At 74.1% G+C, this 16,929-nt stretch carries 13 protein-coding genes; 3 read left to right on the top strand and 10 right to left on the bottom strand.

All coding sequences use genetic code 11. From position 1 onward, the window contains the following. Positions 1-15: 15 nt before the first annotated feature. The 9 genes from EST54_RS29310 to rimP all read right to left on the bottom strand — a co-directional run bounded on the left by EST54_RS29310 (position 16) and on the right by rimP (position 12,603). Positions 16-963 (bottom strand): bifunctional riboflavin kinase/FAD synthetase, encoded by a 948-nt coding sequence (locus tag EST54_RS29310; RefSeq protein WP_129250730.1) that lies wholly within the window; start codon positions 961-963, stop codon positions 16-18. 215 nt (positions 964-1,178) lie between these two features. Continuing rightward, positions 1,179-4,961: a hypothetical protein gene (locus EST54_RS29305; protein ID WP_129250729.1), complete on the bottom strand. Its 3,783-nt coding sequence runs from the start codon at positions 4,959-4,961 to the stop codon at positions 1,179-1,181. A gap of 335 nt (positions 4,962-5,296) precedes the next feature. Further along, the gene (gene truB, locus EST54_RS29300; protein WP_239012708.1) at positions 5,297-6,280 is read right to left on the bottom strand and encodes a tRNA pseudouridine(55) synthase TruB; all 984 of its coding nucleotides are present in this window, start codon (positions 6,278-6,280) and stop codon (positions 5,297-5,299) included. Next, entirely contained in the window at positions 6,277-6,732 is a 456-nt protein-coding gene (gene rbfA / locus EST54_RS29295) for a 30S ribosome-binding factor RbfA (RefSeq protein WP_069571620.1), read from the bottom strand. The genes truB and rbfA overlap by 4 nt, the downstream gene beginning before the upstream one ends. Before the next feature lie 65 nt (positions 6,733-6,797). Then, the gene (locus EST54_RS29290; protein WP_093485430.1) at positions 6,798-7,091 is read right to left on the bottom strand and encodes a DUF503 domain-containing protein; all 294 of its coding nucleotides are present in this window, start codon (positions 7,089-7,091) and stop codon (positions 6,798-6,800) included. A gap of 234 nt (positions 7,092-7,325) precedes the next feature. After that, complete coding sequence (gene infB, locus EST54_RS29285) at positions 7,326-10,454, bottom strand: translation initiation factor IF-2 (protein WP_129250728.1); 3,129 nt, start codon at positions 10,452-10,454, stop codon at positions 7,326-7,328. Between the two features lie 163 nt (positions 10,455-10,617). Then, complete coding sequence (locus EST54_RS29280) at positions 10,618-10,914, bottom strand: YlxR family protein (RefSeq protein WP_093485428.1); 297 nt, start codon at positions 10,912-10,914, stop codon at positions 10,618-10,620. 136 nt (positions 10,915-11,050) lie between these two features. Continuing rightward, the gene (gene nusA / locus EST54_RS29275; RefSeq protein ID WP_129250727.1) at positions 11,051-12,049 is read right to left on the bottom strand and encodes a transcription termination factor NusA; all 999 of its coding nucleotides are present in this window, start codon (positions 12,047-12,049) and stop codon (positions 11,051-11,053) included. 2 nt (positions 12,050-12,051) lie between these two features. Continuing rightward, on the bottom strand, positions 12,052-12,603 hold the full coding sequence (gene rimP / locus EST54_RS29270; RefSeq protein WP_129250726.1) for a ribosome maturation factor RimP: 552 nt from the start codon (positions 12,601-12,603) through the stop codon (positions 12,052-12,054). Positions 12,604-12,763: 160 nt separating this feature from the next. On the opposite strand from rimP, the gene EST54_RS29265 reads away from it, so the two are divergent. Genes EST54_RS29265 through EST54_RS29255 form a run of 3 tightly spaced genes read left to right on the top strand, consistent with a single transcriptional unit; the run spans position 12,764 to position 14,809 of the window. Next, the gene (locus tag EST54_RS29265) at positions 12,764-13,288 is read left to right on the top strand and encodes a hypothetical protein (protein ID WP_167511625.1); all 525 of its coding nucleotides are present in this window, start codon (positions 12,764-12,766) and stop codon (positions 13,286-13,288) included. Between the two features lie 49 nt (positions 13,289-13,337). After that, positions 13,338-13,850 (top strand): ferritin-like domain-containing protein, encoded by a 513-nt coding sequence (locus EST54_RS29260; protein ID WP_129250725.1) that lies wholly within the window; start codon positions 13,338-13,340, stop codon positions 13,848-13,850. Positions 13,851-13,897: 47 nt separating this feature from the next. Further along, the gene (locus EST54_RS29255; protein ID WP_129250724.1) at positions 13,898-14,809 is read left to right on the top strand and encodes an aminoglycoside phosphotransferase family protein; all 912 of its coding nucleotides are present in this window, start codon (positions 13,898-13,900) and stop codon (positions 14,807-14,809) included. Between the two features lie 58 nt (positions 14,810-14,867). Here the strand turns inward: EST54_RS29255 and EST54_RS29250 are convergent, their stop codons facing one another. After that, entirely contained in the window at positions 14,868-16,577 is a 1,710-nt protein-coding gene (locus tag EST54_RS29250) for a proline--tRNA ligase (protein ID WP_129250723.1), read from the bottom strand. Between the last annotated feature and the right edge of the window lie 352 nt (positions 16,578-16,929).

Raw genomic sequence — 16,929 nt, 5'->3', positions numbered from 1 at the left:
GTGCTCCCCCTGCCCCTACTCCGCCCCCGCGACCAACCCCCGCGCCAGCTTCACATCCACGGCCATGCGCTCCAGCAAGGCGTCGAGGGTGTCGAACTTCTCCTGGCCGCGGATATAGGCGATGAAGTCCACGCCGACATGCAGGCCGTACAGGTCCAGGCCGACGCGGTCGATGGCGTACGCCTCGACGGTGCGCGTCTTCCCGTCGAACTGCGGGTTCGTACCCACCGAGATGGCGGCCGGCATCGCCTCGCCCTCGACCTGCAGCAGCCCCGCGTAGACGCCGTCGGCGGGGATCGCGGTGTGCGGCAGGGTCTCCACATTGGCCGTCGGGAAGCCGAGTTCGCGGCCGCGCTGGGCGCCGCGTACGACCACGCCCTCGACGCGGTGCGGCCGGCCCAGGACCTCGCTCGCCCCGGCCACGTCGCCCTCGGCGACCAGCCGGCGGGTGAGCGTGGAGGAGAAGGCCTCGCCGCCGCCCGCCGCGCCGCGCTCGTAGAGGTCGATGACCTCCACCGTGTAGTCGTAGGTGGTCCCGAGTTCGGCGAGGGTGGCGACATTGCCGGCCGCCTTGTGCCCGAAGCGGAAGTTGGGGCCCTCGACGACGACCTGGGCGTGCAGCTTGTCGACCAGCACCTTGGCCACGAAGTCGGCCGGCTCCAGCGTCGAGAACTCCTTGGTGAACGGGAGGACCAGCACGGCGTCCACCCCGAGCCCCGCCATCAGCTCCGCACGCCGGTGGTGCGGCGCCAGCAGCGGCGGGTGGGTGCCGGGGCGCACGACCTCGCTGGGGTGCGGGTCGAAGGTGACGACCACCGCGGGAATCCCCAGCTCACGGGCGCGCGCGACGGCCTTGCCGATGATCAGTTGGTGGCCGCGGTGCACTCCGTCGTACGAGCCGATGGTGACGACGCTGCGCCCCCAGCCCTCGGGGATGTCCTCCAAGCCACGCCAGCGCTGCACTCTGCCCGCTCCTCGCCCGAACCCTGTCCGTCCCATGCGCCAATTCGGCATGGCGCAGGTCTAAGACTGCCATGCCGGGGGTGATGCTCCACGCGAAGGGGGGTTCAGGGCGGCCCTGCGCACCGGATCCGCCGCAGGTCACCGGCGTCACCGGCGGATTCGCGGGCGACCGGCGGCCCGGACCGGCCCGCGCGGTCGGCTGTGGCACCTGGTGATCAGCTGTGGCATCCGGTGAGCGTGGCACGGGCGCCGGGGCCCACCACCGCCGCCCACTCCCCCGGCTCGTCCGCCACCCAGTCCTGCACCCGCCGGGCGAAGCCGGGCACCCGCTGTCCCAGCTCCACCAGCTGCCGGTCCAGGCGGACGGCGCCCTGCGGCGTGCGGACCAGCAGCGTCCCGGTGCGGTGCACCAGCTCCCGGGTGCGGTCCGCCGGCCGCCGTTCCGCGCCCTCGGCGGCCGCCCGGAGCAGCGCCTCCAGCACCCGGGTGTCCTGCTGCGTTCCCTCGCATCCGCCGTATCCGCCGTGCGCCGCCGGGTACGACGCCTCCTGCGCCAGCAGCGCGTCGAGCAGTTCGCGGCGCAGCGGGGCCGAGTCGCCGGAGCCGGGTTCGGCCACCACCGCCGCGAGCGCGCAGCGCACCGGTGCGGGGTACCCGGTCAGCAGCTCCACGGCGAGCGGGCGGAGCGCGGCACGGGCGGCCGGTCCGCGTTCGAGGCGGCGGTCGAGGAACTCCGCGACCGGCCGCGCCGCGCGCTCCGGGCAGTGCCGGGCGCAGTCGCGGACGAGGTCGGCGATGCGGGCGACGAGGTCCGGCGCGTCGATCCGGGCGAGCATGCGCAGCAGCGCGTCCGCCACCGGCGGGCCCTCGCCGCCGACCAGCCGGGCGCGGAAGGCGTCCAGCACCGCTCCGGTGTGGTCGGTGAGGGCGGCCGTGAACGCCGTGGGCGGCAGCTGGGGGTCGCCCGCGACGAAGCGCGCCAGCGCCCGGTCCAGGAAGCGGGAGCGGGTGGCCGGATCGCCCACCAGCAGGGCGAGCGCGGAGCCGTGGTGGGCGGCGTCGGCGCGCCGGGCGAGCAGGCACAGCGCGGCGTAGCGCAGCAGTGCGCGGTCGGGCGCGGCGGTGGCGTGGGGAGCGGCCCGCAGGCCGTACGACGCGGCGGCGGCCCGGCGCTCGGGGCGCTCGTCGTGCGCCCAGCGGTCCACGGCCCGGCACACGGCTGCCGGTTCGTCCTCGGCGAGCGCGTCCATCAGCTCGTCGCCCCTGGGGTGCGCGGCGGTCACCAGTGCCTCCAGGAGCGCGTCGAGCGCCTGCCGGCGATGGGTGTGCAGCAGGGCCTGCGCGGCGGCGGCGACGGTGATCTCACGGGGCCGGGCGCGCACGGGACGGGCCGGGCCGCCGTCCGCGCCGGGGCGCTGCAGCGGGCGGGTGTCGTCGAACCAGGCACACAGCAGCGGCTGCATCCCCTCCGGGTCCGTCCGCAGCAGCACGGCCGCGGCGTCGAGGAACCGGGCGGACGGGGTGCCGGGGCCGGCCGCGGCGGACGGGTCCTCGGCGGGGTGCGGGCGCGGACCGTCGGCCGGGTCCACCGGACCGGCGCCGTCCCGGGCGGGCTCGGGGTGGTCTGCGGGGTGCTCGGCGGGATGGTCTGCGGGGTGGACCCGTACGCGCGGGGGCTCGGCGAAGGGGCCGCCGGGGCGCGGCACGGTGGCCGGCGGGTGCGCGGCCGGCGCGCTGGGTGCGGCATCCGTCCCGGCGCTCCGCGGCAGCCCGGCCGGCACCCGCCCGGCCGGCGGCCCGTCCGCCGGCAGCAGACGGCGCAGCAGGTCCATCCGGTCCTCGTCCGTCAGCGCCAGCCGCTCCCAGAACCAGGGGCCGAACTCCGCCAGGCCGGTGTGCTCGAAGCCGCCCGCGCGCAGCGACCGCTCCGTGATCCGGTCGGCGAGCAGCCGCAGCACGCCCGTGTACGGCCGCGCGTCGGGCACCCGGAGCAGGACGCCGGTCAGCAGCCGGGCGGCCCAGCGGCGGCCGTCCACGGCGTCCGCGTCCGGCTCCGCGGGGCCGGCGGCGGTCGCCATCGGCACCAACTCGGCCAGCCGGAACGTCAGTTGTACCGTCCCCTCCCGCCGGGCGAGCAGCAGCAGCGCCTGGACGACCGGTCCGGTGCGCCGCCCGGGGGCGGGCCGGAGCCCGGGGTCGGCGTGGGCGCCCTGCAGCCACTCCGCGAATTCCTCGTGGGCGAAGCGGTATCCGCCGCCGGCCGGGACCAGCAGCCCCTCGGCAAGCACCGCGGCGGCCCAGCCGGGCTCCGGCGGAAAGACCTCCTCGAAGGACATCCGGTCCAGCGCGCCCGGCCCGGGGCGAAGACAGCGGCGGGCCGCCTCGTGCACCTGGCCGGCGACCTGGGCGGCCAGGCGGCGTACGGCGGTGCCGCGCGGCGCGAGCCGGTGCGCGGCCGCCAGGCGCCCGGCGATGCGCAGGCACGCCAGGTCCAGATGGGCCTCGAAGATCTGATGGCGGTCGGGGGTGCCGAGGCCGACGGCGTCGCCCTGGGGGAGCGCCGCCAGGACCTCCGCGAGCAGCCGCAGCGCCAGCGGATGGCGGGCGTCGGCCGCGGCCGGCAGGCCCGGTGGCAGGCGGTAGCGGCCGCGGGCGCGCTCCGCCGCGTCCTCCGGGAGATCGCCGAGCCCCACGCAGGCGGGCAGCGCGGGCAGCGGATGGCGCGGCCGGTGCAGCAGAGCGGGCGGGAAGAGCGCACCGGCCCGCTCCCAGAACTCGGGGCGGCAGGCGATCACCAGCCGCACACCGGCGGTACGCAGCCAGTCGGCCGTCGCCTCGGTCCACTCGGCCGCCCGCTGGGCCAGGGCAGTCGGCATCTCCTCCGGGCCGTCGAGGAGCACCATCAGCCCGCGCCCGGCCGCGGCCGCCGCCCGGGCCACGCCCTGCGAGGTGGTGTCCGTCGGATCACCGGCCGTACGGCCCGCCGCGGCGACGATCCGGCCGGCGGAGCGCAGCGCGCGCTCCACCGCCGTGCGCACCCCGTCGTCGCCGGGCCGCAGCTCCGCGCCGCGCAGCCGGACGGTCGGCGCCGGGACGGGCCCCTGCGCCCGGCGTGCGGCCAGCGCCGCCAGCTCCGTGCTCCGCCCGGTCCCCGGCTCCCCCACCAGGCCCAGCACCAGCGCGGTCGCCCGGCTGTCCTCGAAGCGCGCGAACTCCGCGGCGATTTCCGGCCGTTCGACCGGCTCCCGCCACCGTCGCGGCCGTTCGGCGGCGCCCGACACCTCGGTCAGGTGCCGGGCGCCGGCCGGATTCAGCTCGCTGCCGTAGGCGGGGACGGTCGCGGCGTTGCGCTCCAGCAGCGCGGCCAGCACGCCTCCCGGCGCGGCCTCGGCGACGGCGCGCAGCGGGATCGCGTGGCCGCCCGCCCGGCGGCCGGAGTGCAGCGCGGTGCCGAGCACCCCGAGCACCGCGCCGGTCCGTGCGTCCAGCACCGGCCCGCCGACCGCCGGGCCGCCCAGCCGCAGCGCCTCGCGGCCGCCCGCGCAGAGGTGGAGCTCCAGCGTCTCGTCGAGGAGATGGACGCGTTCGGTGGCCGTGTACATCACCCCGGAGCCCGGCCCGACGACCGTGCCGTCCAGCCAGCCGCCCGCCCAGAGCCGTACGCCGGTGCCCGCCGCGGGCCGGCCGGCGGCGATGGGCAGCGGCAGCAGCCGGTGGGGGCCGAAGGCGTCGGTCCGTACGAGGGCGAGCCCGTCCTCCGGCAGCGGTGTCACGGCGTCGGCCGCCACCAGGCAGGTCCATCCGCCGCCGCCCGCCGCGCCGCTGCCGGCCCCGTCCGCCATGGGCTGCAGCACCAGCTGTGCCGCCCCGTCCACCGCTTCATGGCTGGTGATCACGGTGCCGTCGGGGTCCGCGAGGAACCCCGTGCCGCGCGTGCGACCTGCCAGATCGCGGATGCGCACCAGTGCCGCGTCCACATCGGCGTCCAGCAGTGCCATTGCCGATCCTCTCGCCTGTTCAGTCCCCGAACGGTAAGCAGGCAGTGATCGTCATGGGAGGGAGCCGTTCCAACGCGCCCCCCTCTACTCCTTGATTCACTCCGAGCGCCTCACCGAATGAGTGAATGGCCCGGCCCCGCTGGAGAGACACAGGGTGAGGGGGATGGTGGAGCGCGGGCCGGCCCTCCGTTCCTGTCCGGGCGGCCCGCGTTCCACCACCCATTCCGGGGCAACCGCCGCCGCGTGCGCACACACGAAGGCCGGGTCCGGAGCGTCTCGTACGCTCCGGACCCGGCCACGGTGCACGCCCCCCCGGGTCATGGCCCGGTGCCGCCTCAGTCCGCGAACACCGCCAGGCTCTTCGCCTTCCCGCCCTGGTTCTCCACCAGCGCCAGGAACCGGCCGTCCGGCCCGAACGCCGCGACCGGGCCGTCGCCCTCGAACCGCGGCATCGCGATCCGCGCGCCGTTGAGCAGCAGCCGCGCCTGCGCCTCGGCGACGTCCCAGCGGGCGAACGCCGCGGCGGCCGCGTCACCGAGCGGCATGACCGGCAGGCCCTCCCCCTCGGTGTCGTCCACCGCGGCCTGGAGCTGTTCGAGCGTGCGCGCCCGGTCCAGCTTGTACGGGCCGACGCGGGTACGGCGCAGCGCGGTCAGATGGCCGCCGACCCCGAGCCCGGCCCCCAGGTCGCGGGCCAGCGCGCGGATGTAGGTACCCGACGAGCACTCGACGGAGACCAGCAGATCGGTCACCGGGGTGCCGTCCTCGGCCTCGGTCTCGTGCGCGGAGTGCAGCACGAACGAGGAGACGGTCACCGGCCGGGCCGGGATCTCCACGTCCTCGCCGTCGCGGACCCGCGAGTACGACCGCTTGCCGTCGATCTTGATGGCGCTGACCTTCGACGGCACCTGCATGATCGCGCCGGACAGCCGGGCGATGCCGGCGTCGATGTCCTCGCGGGCGAGGCCGTGCGCCGCCTTCGACGCGGTGATCTCGCCCTCGGCGTCATCGGTGACCGTCGTCTGGCCGAGCCGGATCGTGCCGACGTACTCCTTCTCCGTCAGCGCGAGATGGCCGAGCAGCTTGGTGGCCCGCTCGATGCCCAGGACGAGCACGCCCGTGGCCATCGGGTCGAGTGTGCCGGCGTGCCCGACCCGGCGGGTGCGCGCCATGCCGCGCATCTTCGCCACCACGTCGTGCGAGGTGAAGCCGGCCGGCTTGTCGACGATGACAAGGCCCGCCCGTCGCCCACCGCTCCCCTTGCCGGAGAGCGCTGCGCGCTCGCCCCCCTCGATGGGCTTGTTGCTTTCACGCTTCATTCTGCCGCGGTGCCCTCGTCGTCCTCGTCGTCGCCCGGCTTGCGGTACGGGTCGGCCTCACCGGCGTACTGGGCGCCCGAGGAGACCTCGCGCACCTTGGCGTCCGAGGCCCGCGCCTTGTCCAGCAGGTCCTCGATGGTCTTGGCGTTCTCCGGCAGGGCGTCCGCCACGAAGGCCAGGGTCGGCGTGAACTTCGTGCCGGCCGCGGCGCCGACCGCGGAGCGCAGGATGCCCTTGGCGCTCTCCAGCCCGGCGGCGGCGCTGGCGCGGTCCTCGTCGTCGCCGTAGACCGTGTAGAAGACCGTAGCCTCCCGCAGGTCGCCGGTGACCCGGGTGTCCGTGATGGTCACGTGCGAACCGAGCCGCGGGTCCTTGATGCCGCGCTGCAGCTTCTGGGCGACCACCTCCCGGATGAGGTCCGCCAGCTTCTTCGCCCGCGCATTGTCGGCCACTGGTCCGTCTCCTTCTTTCTTCCACAATTGTGCTTCCACCGGCGGCGCGCCGCCCGTACCTCAGGTCAGTCGTCGTCGCCGTGCAGCCGCCGGTGTACCGACAGCAGCTCCACTTCGGGCCGTGCGGCGACCAGGCGCTCGCAGCGGTCCATGACATCGGTGAGATGCCCCGCGTCTCCGGACACCACCGCCAGGCCGATCCTGGCCCTGCGGTGCAGATCCTGGTCCCCGACCTCGGCGACGCTCACCGCGTATTTGCGGTGCAGCTCGGCGACGATCGGGCGGACGACGGAGCGCTTCTCCTTCAGCGACCGTACGTCGCCGAGAAGCAGGTCGAAGGACAGCGTCCCTACGTACATGCGGTGCGGGTCAAGCCGACCCGTGAGGCCTCGTATTCGGTAAGCCCTGCCGACATTTGGCAAGAACACAAGAACGGTACACGCAACATCCGACACCGTTCGACGGGATTACTTTCCGTGGATCGGAGGGGGCGGTGGGTGAGCACCTCGGCCCCGTCCGCGCGGCACCCCCGCAAACGGCCGGGGCCGGCCGACGGAGCAGAACTCCGCCGGCCGGCCCCGGTCTCCGCGTGATCAGCCGCGCGGCTTCTCCCGCATCTCGTACGTCGCGATGACGTCGTCGATCTTGATGTCGTTGAAGTTTCCGAGGTTGATACCGCCCTCGAAGCCTTCGCGGATCTCGGTGACGTCGTCCTTGAAGCGGCGCAGACCCTGGATGTTGAGGTCCTCCGCGACCACCTTGCCGTCGCGGATGAGGCGCGCCTTGGTGTTGCGCTTGACCTCGCCGGAGCGGATGAGCACACCCGCGATGTTGCCGAGCTTGGACGAGCGGAAGATCTCGCGGATCTCCGCGGTACCGAGCTCGACCTCCTCGTACTCCGGCTTGAGCATGCCCTTGAGGGCCGCCTCGATCTCCTCGATCGCCTGGTAGATGACCGAGTAGTACCGGACGTCGACGCCCTCGCGCTCGGCCATCTGCGTGGCACGGCCTTCGGCGCGCACGTTGAAGCCGATGACGATCGCGTCGGAGCCGGACGCCAGGTTGATGTCCGTCTCGGTGACCGCACCGACGCCGCGGTGCAGCACCCGGATGTCGACCTCTTCGCCGACGTCGAGCTGGAGCAGCGAGGACTCCAGGGCCTCGACGGAACCAGAAGCGTCACCCTTGATGATGAGGTTGAGCTGCTGGACCTCGCCGGCCTTGAGCACCTTGTCCAGGTCCTCCAGGGACACCCGGCGGGTGCGCTTGGCGAAGGCGGCGTTGCGCTCGCGCGCCGCGCGCTTCTCGGCGATCTGACGGGCCGTCCGGTCCTCGTCGACGACCAGGAAGTTGTCGCCGGCGCCCGGGACGTTGGTCAGACCCAGGACCAGGACGGGGGTCGACGGACCCGCTTCCTCGACGTTGTTGCCCTTGTCGTCGAACATCGCACGCACCCGGCCGTACGCGTCACCGGCCACCATCGTGTCGCCGACGCGGAGGGTACCGCGCTGGACCAGGACGGTCGCCACGGCACCGCGGCCGCGGTCGAGGTGGGCCTCGATCGCGAGACCCTGTGCGTCCTGCTCGGCGTTGGCCCGCAGGTCCAGCGCCGCGTCCGCGGTGAGGACCACGGCCTCCAGCAGGGACTCGATGTTCTCGCCCTGCTTGGCGGAGATGTCGACGAACATGGTGTCGCCGCCGTACTCCTCTGCCACCAGGCCGTATTCGGTCAGCTGACCGCGCACCTTGGTCGGGTCGGCGCCCGGGACGTCGATCTTGTTGACCGCGACCACGATCGGCACCTCGGCCGCCTTGGCGTGGTTGAGGGCCTCGATCGTCTGCGGCATGACACCGTCGTTGGCCGCCACCACGAGGATCGCGATGTCGGTCGACTTGGCACCACGGGCACGCATGGCGGTGAACGCCTCGTGACCGGGGGTGTCGATGAAGGTGATGCGCCGCTCTTCGTCGTTGACCTCGGTCGCGACCTGGTAGGCACCGATGTGCTGGGTGATGCCGCCGGCCTCGCCCGCGATGACGTTCGTCTTGCGGATCGCGTCGAGCAGCCGGGTCTTACCGTGGTCGACGTGACCCATGACGGTCACCACCGGCGGACGCGCGACGAGCATGTCCTCGCCGCCCTCGTTCTCACCGAAGTCGATGTCGAAGGACTCCAGGAGCTCGCGGTCCTCCTCCTCCGGGCTGACGATCTCGACGACGTAGTTCATCTCGTCGGCGAGCAGCTGGAGGGTCTCGTCGGAGACCGACTGGGTCGCGGTGACCATCTCGCCGAGGTTCAGCATGACCTGGACCAGCGACGCCGGGTTGGCGTTGATCTTCTCCGCGAAGTCCGTCAGCGAGGCACCGCGCGACAGGCGAACCGTCGCGCCGTTGCCGCGCGGCAGCATGATGCCGCCGACCGACGGGGCCTGCATGGCCTCGTACTCCTGACGCCGCTGCCGCTTCGACTTGCGGCCACGACGCGCCGGACCGCCGGGACGGCCGAACGCACCCTGCGTGCCACCACGGCCACCGGGACCGCCCGGACGACCGCCGAAGCCGGGACGACCGCCGAAGCCGCCGCCACCACCGGGGCCACCGCCACCGGGACGACCGGCGAAGCCGCCGCCACCACCCGGACGCCCGCCGCCACCACCGGGACGACCGGCGAAGCCGCCGCCGCCACCGGGACGACCGCCGCCACCGGGACGACCGGCACCCGCGGGACCGCGACCGCCGCCGCCACCGGGGCCCGGACGCGGGCCGGCCGCGGGACGCTGCGGCATCATGCCCGGGTTCGGGCGGTTACCGCCGCCGCCACCGGGACGGGGGCCGCCGGGAGCGGCACCCTGCGGACGGGGCATACCGCCCGGGGTCGGACGGGCGCCGCCCTGACCCTGCGGACGGGGGCCGCCCTGGCCACCGGCCTGCGGACGGGGACCACCGGGGCCGCCCTGGCCACCGGGGCGCGGGGCGCCACCGGGACGCGGGGCCTGCGGACGGGCCATGCCCGTGGAGCCACCGGAGGTGAAGGGGTTGTTGCCCGGACGGGGGCCGGACGGACGGGCACCGGGACGCGGGCCCGGACGCTCGCCACCGGGACGCGGAGCGTTACCGCGGCCCTGACCACCCTGGCCGCCCTGACCGGACGCCGGACGGGCCGGGCGCGGGCCGGGGGTGGCACCGGGACGGGGAGCCGACTGGCCGGCGGCGGGAGCGGCCGGCGTGGACGGCGGAGCCTGGAACTCGGGCTGCGCGGGGGCGGCCGGAGCGGGCTTGGGTGCCGCGGCCTTCGGGGTCGGCGCGGGGCGCGGACCCGGCGTCGGGCCGGCGGCGGGAGTGCTCTTGGGTGCTGCGGGGGCCTGCGGCGCCTCGGCGGCGGCCGCCGGGGCCGGAGCCGCGGGGCCCGGCTTGGGCGCGCCCGGCTTCGGGGCAGCAGGACGCTCCCCCGCTGCCTTGGCGGCGCGGGAGGTGCCCGCCTGCGCCGGGGACGGCGCGGACGGCTTCGCGGGGGCCGCCTTGCGCGGCGCCGCGGGCTTGCCGGCGGCGCGGCCGTTGCCGCTGCCTGCCTGGAAAGCGTCGGTCAGCTTGCGCACGACCGGCGCCTCGATCGTCGAGGACGCCGAACGGACGAATTCCCCAAGCTCTTGGAGCTTGGCCATGACGACCTTGCTCTCGACGCCGAACTCCTTGGCGAGTTCGTATACCCGGACCTTAGCCACTTCGCTCCTTCTAGGTCCGGGTTGTCCACCGGACCGTCGCTACTTCATGGGCGTACTCATCGCGTACTCATCGAGTGCTCATCGCAATCTCGACCTACTTCCGACTCGCGAGGTACCTGACCGCACGGTTTTCCGTGCGCTGTGCGTTTCTTGCTGCTGTGCCTTATTGCAACGGCGGCTGCTCGACGGGCGTCCGCTCGAGGAACCGACGGAGCTCCGTGGTGTCGAACGGTCCCCGGGCCCGGTAGGCCCGGTTGAACGCCCGGCGGCGAACCGCCAGGTCGAGGCAGACCGGTGTCGGGTGCACGTACGCACCCCGGCCGGGCAGCGTACCGCGAGGATCGGGGACACACTCACCCTCGATCTCCACGATGCGCAGCAAATCACCCTTGGCCGCTCGCTCCCGGCATCCCAGACAAGTGCGCTCAGGGCATGCGCGGGCATGCGTCCGGCCAGACACTGCTTAAGTCTACCTCCCCGTGCCGGCCCGACCCCGCTGGGGTGAAGGCCGAACGGCTGCTCAGAATTCCCAACCGGGCGCCGCGGCACCACCGATTTTTCGGGGCCGCGACGCCCGCCGGCTACACCGCGTGCACTCAGTCCTGCGCTGCGTGCTCGGTGTCCGGGCGGATGTCGATCCGCCAGCCCGTGAGGCGGGCGGCGAGCCGGGCGTTCTGCCCTTCCTTACCGATGGCCAGCGACAGCTGGTAGTCGGGGACGGTGACCCGGGCGGAGCGCGCCGCCAGGTCCACGACCTCGACCTTGCTGACCCGGGCCGGCGACAGCGCGTTCGCCACCAGCTCGGCCGGGTCGTCCGACCAGTCCACGATGTCGATCTTCTCGCCGTGCAGCTCGGCCATGACGGCGCGCACCCGGCCGCCCATCGGGCCGATGCAGGCGCCCTTGGCGTTCAGACCGGAGCGGGTGGAGCGCACGGCGATCTTGGTGCGGTGGCCGGCCTCGCGGGCGATGGCGGAGATCTCCACCGAGCCGTCCGCGATCTCCGGGACCTCCATGGCGAAGAGCTTCTTCACCAGATTGGGGTGGGTGCGCGACAGCGTCACCGACGGGCCGCGGACGCCCTTGACCACCCGTACGACGTACGAGCGCAGCCGGGTGCCGTGTGCGTAGTCCTCACCGGGGACCTGTTCCTGCACCGGCAGGATGGCCTCCAGGCGGCCGATGTCGACCAGGACGTTCTTGGGGTCCTTGCCCTGCTGGACGACGCCGGTGACGACATCGCCCTCCCGTCCGGCGTACTCGCCGAAGGTGATCTCCTCCTCGGCGTCCCGCAGCCGCTGCAGGATGACCTGCTTGGCGGTGGTCGCCGCGATCCGCCCGAAGCCGGAGGGGGTGTCGTCGAACTCGCGGGGCTCCTCGCCCTCCGCCAGGTCCGTGAGGTCCTCGGCGTTCTCCTTCGCCCACACCGTCACATGGCCGGTGTTGCGGTCCAGTTCCACCCGCGCCCGCCGGCGGCTGCCCTCGGTGCGGTGGTACGCGATGAGGAGGGCCGACTCGATCGCCTCGACCAACAGGTCGAACGAGATCTCCTTCTCCCGCACCAGCCCCCGCAGGGCACTCATGTCGATGTCCACGGCTACGCCTCCTCCTTGTTCTCGTCGATCTTCTCGTCCTGCTGCGCGTCGCGCTTGTCCGCCTTGTCGGGCTTACGGCTGAATTCCAGCTCGACGCGCGCCTTGGCGATCTCGTCGAAGGAGACCCGGCGGGCGGTCGGCTTGCGGCCCTTCACGCCCGGCACCTCAAGATCCAGTCCGTTCTCGTCCACCGCGGTGATCCGGGCCACCAGCTCGCCGGCGCCTGCCTCGGCGGTCAGTTGGGCCTTGATGAGGCGGCCGACGGCGCGGCGGTAGTGCCGCAGCTCGGTCAGTGGCCGGTCGGCGCCCGGTGAGGTCACCTCAAGGGTGTACGGGGCGCCGCCCATCACATCGGAGTCGTCCAGGACCTGGGAGGCCTCGCGGCTGAGCTCGGCACACTCGTCCAGCTGGACGCCCTCGTCGGAATCGACCACGATCCTCAGCACCCGCCGTTTGCCTGCCGGTGTCACCTCGATCTCTTCCAGATCCAGGTCTCGCGCGGCGACGAGCGGTTCAAGCAGTCCGCGCAGCCTCTCGCTCTGGGTCGTGCTCATCCGGGTGACTCCTCGGCCGCGTGTGCTGTTGTGGGTGGGTCGCGTGTCGGGTCAAAGCCTATCGGTTCCGGCGGGGTACTGACGATTCGGTGGGTCGTCACGGATACTCTCGCCTGCGGTGATCACTACGAAAGACCCCGGGAAGTGCAACGTGCCGAAAGTGGCGTACGCGCGGAGAAGGACCCTGCTGGCCGGCGCCGCCCTCGGGGGCATGGCGCTGCTCGCCGGCTGCGCCGAGGACGACGGCCCCGGCGGGCGGGAACATTCCTCCGCCGCCGACCGGCTGCGCGAGCGCTCCGCCCGCGACAGCACGACCCTGCTGGCGCGCTATGACGCGACGCTGCGGGCGCATCCGGCGCTGGAGCCGCGGCTGCGCCCGCTGCGCGCCGAAGTCGCCCGGCACGCCGAGGCGTTCGGCACGGACCGCACCGCCCCCGAGGGCCCGGCGCGGGACGCCGGTGCGCCCTCGTCCACCCCGTCGCCGCGCGGCGCCCGGCCGTCCGCTCCCCCGGTTCCCCAGGACGAGCGGGCCGCCCGCGCGGCGCTCGCCGACGCGGAGCGCACCCTCGCCGACGCCCGCACCACGGCACTGACCGCCGCGCCCCCGGAGCTGGCCCGGCTGCTCGCCTCGGTCGCGGCGGCCGGCGCGGCACATGCGTTTCTGCTGGCGGAGCCGGCCCGATGACGGGCGCCGGACGGCACGGCGGAGCAAGGACCAGCGAAGGGGCGACCAGATGAGGGCCGCGGCGGTGCACGACAGGGACGGGCAGGACGACGACGCGCACGGTGAGCTGACGGCGGTGCAGGCGGCGCTGGCCGCCGAGCATGCGGCGGTGTACGGCTACGGCGTGGTCGGCGGGCGGATCGCCGGCGAGCGGCGCACGGAGGCGCAGGCGGCGTACGACGCACATCGCGCACGCCGGGACGCACTGCGCCGGGTGGTGCACGATCTGGGCGGTACCCCGCAGGCCGCGGCCGCCGCCTATGAGCTGCCTTTCCCGGTCCCGGACGCGGCCGCCGCGGTCCGGCTGGCGGCGGAGCTGGAGGACCGGCTGGCCGCCGTCTACGCCGATCTCGTACGGGCCGGCGGCGCGGCCCGGCGCAGGGAGGCGGCGGCCGCGCTGCGGGAGGCGGCGGTCCGGGCGGTGCGCTGGCGCGGCAGCGGCGTAGCCTTCCCTGGGCTTGCGGAGCGGGCCGCGGCCGCCGCTCCGTCCGGCTCCGCGAGCGCCGCCGCGGGCGCGCTCTGAACGACGGCCGCCGCGCGGTCTCCGCCCAGGAAAGGGACAGCTCAAGCATGGCAACAGCACCCATCGAACCGCCGCAGCGGTTGGTGAGTTCGCTGAGCGGCGATCCGGACGGTGCGGTGCGGGACTGGCTCGCGGCGCTCCCGACCCTGGTTCAGCAGCGGCTGGACGCCTGGAAGTTGACGCTGGAACGGGTGCAGGCCCCCGGGGGCCGCAGCAGTCTGCTCGCCCTCGTACGGCAGCAGGACGGGACGCCCGCGGCGCTGAAGCTGACCGTGCCGGGGCGGGTGTCCGCGCACGAGGCGGCGGCGCTGGAGGCGTGGGACGGCTGGGGCGCGGTACGGCTGCTGCGCTCCGACGACACCGCCGGGGCGCTGCTGCTGGAACGGCTGCGGGGCGCGGTGTCGCTGCGGGCGCTGCCGGAGGCGAAGGCGCTGCTGGAGGCGGCCGGGACGGTACGGCGGCTGTGGGTGCCGGCCGAGGCGGGCCACCCCTTCGAGACGCTGGCCGGGCGCACCGAGGAGGCGGCGGTGGCGCTGCGTACCGCCGGATCCCTGACCCGGGCCGCCGGGCCGCTGGTGGAGCAGGCCCTGGAGCTGCGGCGCGCCCTGCCGGCCGGATCCGACGAGGAGTTCCTGCTGCACGGCGCCTTCCGGCAGGGCAAGGTGCTGGCCGGTGAGCGGGTGCCCTGGCTCGCGGTCGGCCCGTCGCCGGTGGTCGGCGAGCGGGCGTACGACCTGGCGGCACTGGTGCTGGACCGGTTCGAGGATCTGATGGCCGGCTCGGGCGCGGCCGCGGCGGCCCGCCGCCGGGTGACCAAGCTGGCCGACTCCCTGGAGGTGGACCGCGACCGGCTGCGCGACTGGACGCTGTACCGGGCGGTGGACACCGGCGTACGGGAGGTGGCCGCAGGCGCCCGCCAGCGGGGCGAGCTGCTGCTGGAGTTCGCGGCCTGGCTGTAGTGGACGGACGAACGGGCCGGCCGGGGGGTACCCCGGCCGGCCCGCTGCCGTACGGTCCTTACGCGCTGAGGCGGGCGACGGCCTCCTCGACCGTCAGCTCCTCGCGCTCGCCGGTACGGCGGTCCTTGACCTCGACGACGCCCTCGGCGGCCCGCCGACCGGCGACCACGATGGCCGGCACGCCCAGCAGTTCGGCGTCGGTGAACTTCACGCCCGGCGAGACCCCGGCCCGGTCGTCGACCAGGACCCGCAGGCCCGCGGCGCCGAGCCGCTCGCCGACCTCCAGGGCGAGCTCGGTCTGCTTGGCCTTGCCGGCCGCGACGACATGCACATCGGCCGGCGCGACCTCGCGCGGCCAGCACAGGCCTTTCTCGTCGTGCGACTGCTCGGCGAGCGCGGCCACCGCACGGGAGACGCCGATGCCGTACGAGCCCATGGTGACCCGGGCGGGCTTGCCGTTCTGCCCGAGCACATCGAGCTCGAAGGCGTCGGCGTACTTGCGGCCGAGCTGGAAGATGTGGCCGATCTCGATGGCGCGGTCGATGCGCAGGCCGGCGCCGCACTTCGGGCAGGGGTCACCGGGCTCGACGACGACCACGTCGAGGTACTCGTCGACCTCGAAGTCCCGGCCCGCGACGACATTGCGGGCGTGCTTGCCCTCCTTGTTGGCGCCGGTGACCCAGGCCGTGCCGGGCGCGATCCGCGGGTCGGCGAGGTAGCGGAAGGCCTTTCCGGCCAGGCCCTGCGGGCCGACATAGCCGCGGACGAGCTCCGGCCGGTCGGTGAAGTCCTCGGCGGTGACCAGCTCGACGGTGGCCGGTGCGAGGTGCTCGCCGAGCTTGCCGAGGTCGACCTCGCGGTCGCCGGGCACACCCACCGCGACGATCTCGCCGTCGACCTTGATCAGCAGGTTCTTCAGGGTCGCGGAGGCCGGCACGTCCAGGAACTCGGCGAGCGACTCGATGGTCGGGGTGTCGGGGGTGTCCAGCTCCTCGACGGGGCCGTGCCCGGAGCCGTCGGCCGGCGCGACCGTGACCGTCACGGCCTCGGTGTTGGCGGCGTAGTCGCACGCCGGGCAGTCCACGAAGGTGTCCTCACCGGCCGCGGCCGGGGCCAGGAACTCCTCGGAGGCGGAGCCGCCCATCGCGCCGGAGACGGCGGAGACGATGCGGTAGTCCAGGCCCAGGCGCTCGAAGATCTTCTGGTACGCCGCGCGGTGCAGGGCGTAGGACTGCTCCAGCCCCTCGTCGGTGGTGTCGAAGCTGTACGAGTCCTTCATCTGGAACTCGCGGCCGCGCAGCACACCGGAGCGGGGGCGGGCCTCGTCGCGGTACTTGGTCTGGATCTGGTAGAGGATCACCGGCAGGTCCTTGTAGGACGTGCACTGGTCCTTGACCGTGAGGGTGAAGATCTCTTCGTGCGTGGGGCCGAGGAGGTAGTCGGCACCCTTGCGGTCCTTGAGGCGGAAGAGCAGGTCGCCGTACTCCTCCCAGCGGCCGCTGGCCTGGTAGGGCTCCTTGGGCAGCAGGGCCGGCAGCAGGACCTCCTGGCCGCCGATGGCGTCCATCTCCTCGCGGACGATGCGGGAGACGTTCTCCAGGACCTTCTTGCCCAGCGGCAGCCACGTCCAGATGCCGGCGGAGGAGCGGCGGACGTACCCGGCGCGGACGAGCAGCTTGTGGCTGGCGGTCTCGGCGTCGGCCGGGTCGTCGCGCAGTGTCTTGATCATCAAGCGGGACATGCGCTGGACCTGTGCGGCGTGGGCCATGGGAGATTCTCCTGCGTAAGAAAGGTGACTCCCTGGAGGTTAGCCGCCCGGGTGTGGCACAAGGAAATGCGATACCGCTGCGCTTGGGCTTGCTTCCCACGTTTTTGTCTTTCCCGCCGTGGTGGTGTCTCGCCGTTGTGCTTTGCGGCGCGCCGCACGTGGTCGGCTTTCCCGCCGTGGGGGTTTCCCGCCGTTGCGCTTTGCGGCGCCCCCGACGTTGTCGCTTGTCCCGCCGCGGGAGTTTTTCGCCGTTGCGCCTGCGGCGGGCTGGTTGCCGCTGCGCTGGCTGTTCGGCTGCGGGACCGGCCCTCCGGACTCCGTCCTGCGGTCCGGCCCCTCCCGTTGGGGGTGG

It is taken from the genome of Streptomyces sioyaensis (assembly GCF_004122735.1).
Classification (GTDB): Bacteria; Actinomycetota; Actinomycetes; order Streptomycetales; family Streptomycetaceae; genus Streptomyces; species Streptomyces sioyaensis.
Note: the sequence above shows the minus strand (reverse complement) of the source record. Positions and strands in the feature narration are given on the sequence as shown.